Source organism: Kitasatospora sp. NPDC059462 (assembly GCF_042749955.1).
Classification (GTDB): domain Bacteria; phylum Actinomycetota; class Actinomycetes; order Streptomycetales; family Streptomycetaceae; genus Kitasatospora.
Window position 1 is genome coordinate 173,692 of record NZ_JBHYUU010000001.1, and the last position, 6,209, is coordinate 179,900.

The window sequence follows — 6,209 nt, forward strand, 5'->3', positions numbered from 1 at the left end:
TGCGAGGATGGCAGCAGGCGCCGCGACGAGACGGCGGCCCCCGCACCAGCCGAGGAGCGCAGTCATGGCCAAGCAGGCCCCGCAGAGCGACCCGGCGCAGGACGCCCCCGAGGTGTCCGCGCGCCAGCACTCGGCCGCCGGGCTGCCCGCCGTCGGCCACAGCCTGCGGATGGCCACCGAGCAGATGAGCGCCCGCCGCACGATCAGCACCCTGCTCAAGGTCAACCAGCCGGACGGTTTCGACTGCCCCGGCTGCGCCTGGCCGGAGCCGGGGAAGACGCACACCGCCGAGTTCTGCGAGAACGGCGCCAAGGCCGTCGCCGAGGAGGCCACCGAGCGCCGGATCCGCGCCGAGTTCTTCGCCGCCCACCCGGTCGCCGAGCTCGCCGAGCGCTCCGGCTACTGGCTCGGCCAGCAGGGCCGGCTCACCCAGCCGATGTTCCTCGACGAGGGCGCCACCCACTACACCCCCGTCTCCTGGGACGACGCCTTCGCGCTGATCGCCGAGGAGCTGCGCGCCCTGGACACCCCGGACGGCGCCGCCTTCTACACCTCGGGCCGGACCAGCAACGAGGCCGCGTTCGCCTACCAGCTGTTCGCCCGCCGGCTGGGCACCAACAACCTGCCGGACTGCTCCAACATGTGCCACGAGTCCTCCGGCTCGGCGCTCACCGAGACGCTCGGCGTCGGCAAGGGCAGTGTCAGCCTCAAGGACCTCTACCAGGCCGATCTGATCATCGTCGCGGGCCAGAACCCGGGCACCAACCACCCCCGGATGCTCTCCGCCCTGGAGCGGGCCAAGCGCGCCGGCGCGACCATCGTCAGCGTCAACCCGCTGCCCGAGGCCGGGCTGGAACGGTTCAAGAACCCGCAGCAGGCCCGCGGCCTGGTCGGCCACGGCACCAAGCTGACCGACCTGTTCCTGCAGATCCGGCTCGGCGGCGACCTCGCCCTGTTCCGCGCGCTCAACCAGCTGCTGCTGGAGGAGGACGCGGTCGACCACGCCTTCGTCGAGGAGCACTGCCACGGCTTCGAGGAGTTCGCCGCCGAGGCCCGGTCGACCTCCCGCGAGGAGGTGCTCGCCGCCACCGGGCTGCCCTGGTCGCAGATCGAGGAGCTGGCCCGCCGCGTCCTCGACTCCGAGAAGGTCATCGTCTGCTGGGCGATGGGCCTCACCCAGCACAAGCACGCCGTGCCGACCATCCGCGAGGTGGTCAACTTCCTGCTGCTGCGCGGCAACGTGGGCCGCCCGGGCGCGGGCGTCTGCCCGGTGCGCGGGCACAGCAACGTCCAGGGCGACCGGACGATGGGCATCTTCGAACGCCCCACCACCGCCTTCCTGGACGCGCTCGGCCGGGAGTTCTCCTTCGAACCGCCGCGCGAACACGGCCTGGACTCGGTCGACACCATCCGCGCCATGCGCGACGGCCGGATCGGCGTCTTCTTCGCGATGGGCGGCAACTTCGTCGCCGCCACCCCGGACACCGAGGTCACCGAGGCCGCGATGCGCCGCTGCCGGCTCACCGTGCACGTCTCCACCAAGCTCAACCGCTCGCACGTGATCACCGGCGCCCGCGCCCTGATCCTGCCCACCCTCGGCCGCACCGACCGGGACGTCACCGCCCGCGGCGCCCAGTTCGTCACCGTCGAGGACTCGATGGGCCAGGTCCACTCCTCGCGCGGCGGCCTGCGCCCGCCGGCCCCCGGCCTGCTCTCCGAGACGGCCATCGTCTGCCGCCTCGCCCGCGCCGTCCTCGGGCCCGGGGACACCGTGCCGTGGGAGGACTTCGCCGCCGACTACGACACCCTGCGCGACCGGATCGCCCGGGTCGTCCCCGGCTTCGAGAACTTCAACGACAAGGTCCGCCGCCCCGGCGGCTTCACCCTCCCGCACGGCCCGCGCGACTCCCGCACCTTCCCCACCGCCACCGGCCGGGCCAACTTCACGGTCAACCCGCTGACGGCGCCCGAGGTGCCGAAGGGCCGCCTGCTGCTGCAGACGCTGCGCTCGCACGACCAGTACAACACCACCGTCTACGGCCTGGACGACCGCTACCGGGGCATCAAGGGCGGGCGCCGGGTCGTCCTGGTCGACCCGGCGGACGCCATCGAGCTGGGGATCGCCGACGGCCAGTACGTCGACCTCGTCAGCGAGTGGACGGACGGCGTGGAGCGCCGCGCCCCGCACTTCCGCGTCGTCCACTACCCGGTCGCCCGCGGCGGCGCGGCCGCGTACTACCCCGAGACCAACGTGCTGGTCCCGCTGGACTCCACCGCCGACATCAGCAACACCCCCACCTCCAAGGCCGTCGTCATCCGCTTCGAGCCCGACAGCGGCGCCTGACCCGTCCTACGTGCGGTACGTCGCCCACCACTCCTCGAACGGCACGGCCCGGGCCGTCGCGGCGTCCCGGTACGCCCTGAACCGGGCCACTTCGCCGGCGTCGGGGAAGCCGACGCCGAGGTACTCCCCGTCGTCGCCGTAGCGCGGTACCGCCACGGTCTCGTCGTCGAACAGCCAGAAGTCCGGCGCCTGCGGGACGGGGTTCTCCTGCTCGGTGACGTCCAGGACGTAGTACTCCTCGCCGGCCGGCACGTGCCGGACCCGCCCCCACGTGAGGTCCTCCTCGACGCAGGCACTGAGCGGGCGGGTCAGCACATGGACCCGGTACATGCGCTTCCCGGCCCGGCGGGCCGCCATCACGACCCTGGACCAGGCGCCCGTCCGGTACTCCTCCGGCCACGTCGAGCCGCACTCGCCCAGAACCTCCAGCCGGAACGCCTCCCGCCCGAACCCCGAGAACCGATCACCGGGCACAAAGGGTGAGGTCGACACGCCCAGCCTCCCCGAAGGACCACGCACACGAACGCCCGCCCTCCGCACCATCCCGCCCACCCCCACCCCGGGTCAACCCCCACCCGGCCCCCGCCGCCCGCCCCCACCGCCCCCATCGCCCCCCGCCCACCCCACCGGACAGGGCGGGGGCGGCTCCGAGGTGGGGTTGTGGGTGCGGGGGCAGGAGACGGCGGCGACGGAGCGCAGTTGCTGCCCGGGGGTCCAGTACGTCCACACCACGTCGTGGGGATAGCCGGCGAGGAAGGCACGGGCGTGATCGAGCCGGAGTGCTGCGGGGAGGTCGCCCTCCAGGCCAGGGGCGTCGGCGAGCTGCTTGCCGAGCCAGTCCAGGGTCTCGGCCGGTTCGGCGGTGGTGAGGCTGATCCGGTCGGCCGACTTGGCGAGCCAGTGCACGATCTCCAGGGGAGGAACGGGGCTGTTCCAGACCGGCCGCCCACCGTTGCGCAGTTCGGGCGGCCGCCGTTCGACGTCCTCGGGCCGCTTGCCGCCCACCCAGGCGTAGCAGTGCCAGTGAAGTGCGGGCCTGTGCCAGTGATCCATACGCGCCTACCCTTGGTGGATGGGTCGGTCCCGCCCCCAATTGGCGTGGGGGCGGGGCCGGTTCATTCGGGTGTGGTGGGTCAGACAGCCGTGTCGAACCGCGCCGGGTCGATCCCCGCCGCCGCCAGCTCGGCCGTGCTGAACCGCAGCTCCACACCCGGACGCTTGGTGTCGCCCATCACCCACAGCCCGCCCACGACGCCGGGCACCTCCCGCAGGGTCGCGCAGGTCTCGTGCTCCGACTGCTGGTTGCCCCCGCACGCCCGGTACGCGGTCACCCCGCCCGGAACCTCGATCCCGTACAGGTCGCTCATGGCTGTCCTCCTCTTCGACGCTGCGGAGAAGCCGTCCCCGCACGGGGGTTCACCCGCCCCGGCCGGATCCCGACGGCCGGGGCGGGAGTCACGTCGCTCCGGGTCCGAGTCGGCCGGCGCGCTCTCGGCGGGGACGGGCTTCGGTTGTCCTCGCAGGTCCTGGTACTGCGGGCTTTGGCACGAGTCGCCAAGCCGGCCGCTCCCTCGGTGTCGCCGGAACCGACGACAACACGATAGGAACGGCGAAGAGTTGGGATCCATCGGATTCTGCGGGATTGCACGACTTCACCCGAGAGCATCAATGGCGGCCGTGATCAGCGCACGGGCTTTCGAGCCGTAGACCGCCGCGTCCCCCAGCGTGGCGAAGGTGTCTGCGTACATCGCGACCTCGCTGGGCTGGGTCAGTGTGAGGTGCCCGGACACGAGTTCCACGTTCACTTGGGCGCTGTCGAAGATCCAGAACCCCTCGACCGGCATCCGGGTGCGGTTCAGCCGGGAAGGCACGATCCCGACGCTGACGTTCGGCAGCGCGCCTGCCGTGATCAACCGCTCAAGCTGCTCCGCCTGGGTGTCGGCGTCACCGAGTCCGTTGCTCAGGACGGACTCCTCGATCAGGAACGCGAAGCGCCGCCGGCCGTCGTGCAGAACACGCTGCCGTTCCATGCGTACAGCCACCGCATCGGCCACGTCGTCGAGCGGGACCCGCCGCCGCTGGACGGCGCGCAACACATCCTCGGTGTAGCCATGCGTCTGGAGGAGTCCGGGCACGAGCCATGAGGAGTAGGCCCGGAACCAGTAGGTCCGCTCGAACAGTGGCAGAACGGCCTCCTGCGCCCTGCGCAAGCCCGCGCGCTCCATGCGGCGCCACTCCACCCACATGCCCTCGACGGCACGGAGGGAGGCCACCAGGTCCGCCGCCTGGTCCTCCTTGCCGCACGCGCGGCACCAGGCAAGCAGGTCCTCGGCGGACGGGGAGGTCTTGGCCGTGGAGATCCGGGACACCTTGGACGGATGCCAGCCGCACAGCGATGCGAGCTGCCTGCCGTCCAGCCCGGCGTCCCTGCACATCTCACGGAGGCGGTCGGCAAGGACCTTCCGGGCGGCCTGGACGTGCGACGATCCCGATGCGGACATGATGGGTCAGGCCGGCGTGTAGTCCTCGTGCGGTGTCGCCCGCTCCCACACGGCCTCGAAAGCGGAGTTGACCAGATCCACGACGTCCGGGTCCGTTCGCAGTTCCCTGTCCACGACCTCCCCGGCTCCGGAGAAGTACGTGAACAGCACGACCGAACCGTCGAACATCCACAGGTCCGTTCCCGGCAGCGCGATGTCGGCAGCCCTCCGGCGGGGCAACCAGCGAACCAGTTCACCTGCGGCGATGTTGGCGAACGTGAGGTCGTGCTCATATCTGATGTAGTCCGTCACCGGCTCCGACACGATCCGCGCCCGCCGCACGACCACACCCCGCCGAGTGGTCTCGCCCACCAGATCGGCCCAGGGCCCCCACCAGTCGGGCAGCCTGGCAGGATCGTTGCCGTAGCGGTGACCGGCGCGCCAGCGAGCGAACTCGGGATCACCGGGCGTGTAGCTGTCACGCATCTCCAGATGGACGGCGGAGCTCCGAGCCCCGGCCAAGCCCTCACGAACGGGGAACTTCACCGTTTCCACTTTCAGGTCGGGGGATGCAGTCGAGCATCACGGCCGGAAGCCGGATGATCGTCTCGTGGCTCGGAACATCGGTGCTGTGACCAGGGACCGATCCGATCTCCTGGCACGCCTTCACCTCGTCGTCCGTGGCCTTGTAGGACTGGATCAGCAAATCCCCCGTGTCCTGGTCCAGCCAGATCGTCGGCGAGTCGTCAACGGGAGTGTTCGGGATGATCCCCAGGAAACGCAACCTCATGACCTCTCCCTGTGTCGATCCGATTGCGCTCGGTTGCACCACTGTCGCCCTGCCGAGCGATCTGCGCAAGCGCCGTGCCAGAGCAGACAACGAGGGGCGGGGAGAGGGGTTTCGGTGGCCCCTTGCGCACGCAAGGGGCCACCGTGAGCAGCTATCGCGGATCGCCCACCAGGCCCGCCACTTCAGCCCCGAAACCAACCCCCACAACCACAAACCCCGCCGCATGCCCCACTGACCACCCGGAGCAGGAAGTCGGCCGGTCCGACTTCCCACTCCCAGCAGCACAGCACGGCTCCGGTGGCCCCGTGCAGGCAGCAAGGGGCCACCGGAGTAGGAAGTCGGTGCCGTCGATTTCCTACTCCCCAGCCAGACCCTGAAGTCGTCGGCCGACCCGCCGAACCTCGGAGTAGGAAGTCGGACGGGCCGACTTCCTACTCCGGCGGCGCGGCTCGGGTGGTGTTCAGTGACCCTCACAGGGCGCACGGGTCCACCGGAAGCAGCTGCCGCAGTGCACCCGGGAGTGAGAAGTCGGCCTCGACGACTTCCCATTCCCGGGCTGTGGTAGGCCGGGGACAAGAGGCCCCCCCGGTAGCAC

The 6,209-nt window shown here is 71.0% G+C and carries 7 protein-coding genes; 1 reads left to right on the forward strand and 6 read right to left on the reverse strand.

Annotation, left to right across the window (positions count from 1 at the left end):
- Nucleotides 1-64 precede the first annotated feature (64 nt).
- Entirely contained in the window at nucleotides 65-2,344 is a 2,280-nt protein-coding gene (locus ACFXAM_RS00700; RefSeq protein WP_380286758.1) for an FdhF/YdeP family oxidoreductase, read from the forward strand.
- A 6-nt stretch (nucleotides 2,345-2,350) separates the two neighbouring features.
- Here the strand turns inward: ACFXAM_RS00700 and ACFXAM_RS00705 are convergent, their stop codons facing one another.
- The 6 genes from ACFXAM_RS00705 to ACFXAM_RS00730 all read right to left on the reverse strand — a co-directional run bounded on the left by ACFXAM_RS00705 (nucleotide 2,351) and on the right by ACFXAM_RS00730 (nucleotide 5,614).
- Nucleotides 2,351-2,836, reverse strand: coding sequence for a DUF6879 family protein (locus ACFXAM_RS00705; protein WP_380286759.1), 486 nt, complete (start codon nucleotides 2,834-2,836; stop codon nucleotides 2,351-2,353).
- Nucleotides 2,837-2,908: 72 nt separating this feature from the next.
- The gene (locus ACFXAM_RS00710) at nucleotides 2,909-3,397 is read right to left on the reverse strand and encodes a hypothetical protein (protein ID WP_380286760.1); all 489 of its coding nucleotides are present in this window, start codon (nucleotides 3,395-3,397) and stop codon (nucleotides 2,909-2,911) included.
- 80 nt (nucleotides 3,398-3,477) lie between these two features.
- Nucleotides 3,478-3,711: a DUF397 domain-containing protein gene (locus tag ACFXAM_RS00715; protein ID WP_380286761.1), complete on the reverse strand. Its 234-nt coding sequence runs from the start codon at nucleotides 3,709-3,711 to the stop codon at nucleotides 3,478-3,480.
- 285 nt (nucleotides 3,712-3,996) lie between these two features.
- Nucleotides 3,997-4,845 carry a helix-turn-helix domain-containing protein gene (locus ACFXAM_RS00720; RefSeq protein ID WP_380286762.1) on the reverse strand — a complete coding sequence of 283 codons (849 nt, stop codon included), beginning with the start codon at nucleotides 4,843-4,845 and terminating at the stop codon, nucleotides 3,997-3,999.
- Nucleotides 4,846-4,851: 6 nt separating this feature from the next.
- Nucleotides 4,852-5,370 (reverse strand): DUF6879 family protein, encoded by a 519-nt coding sequence (locus tag ACFXAM_RS00725; RefSeq protein WP_380286763.1) that lies wholly within the window; start codon nucleotides 5,368-5,370, stop codon nucleotides 4,852-4,854.
- Nucleotides 5,351-5,614, reverse strand: a complete 264-nt coding sequence (locus tag ACFXAM_RS00730; RefSeq protein ID WP_380286764.1) for a hypothetical protein — start codon at nucleotides 5,612-5,614, stop codon at nucleotides 5,351-5,353. The genes ACFXAM_RS00725 and ACFXAM_RS00730 overlap by 20 nt, the downstream gene beginning before the upstream one ends.
- Nucleotides 5,615-6,209: the final 595 nt, after the last annotated feature.

Coding starts and splice junctions, on each gene's coding strand:
- ACFXAM_RS00700 (WP_380286758.1), top strand. CDS start 65: ATGGCCAAGCAGGCCCCGCAGAGCGACCCGGCGCAGGACGCCCCCGAG.
- ACFXAM_RS00710 (WP_380286760.1), bottom strand. CDS start 3,397: ATGGATCACTGGCACAGGCCCGCACTTCACTGGCACTGCTACGCCTGG.
- ACFXAM_RS00715 (WP_380286761.1), bottom strand. CDS start 3,711: ATGAGCGACCTGTACGGGATCGAGGTTCCGGGCGGGGTGACCGCGTAC.
- ACFXAM_RS00720 (WP_380286762.1), bottom strand. CDS start 4,845: ATGTCCGCATCGGGATCGTCGCACGTCCAGGCCGCCCGGAAGGTCCTT.
- ACFXAM_RS00730 (WP_380286764.1), bottom strand. CDS start 5,614: ATGAGGTTGCGTTTCCTGGGGATCATCCCGAACACTCCCGTTGACGAC.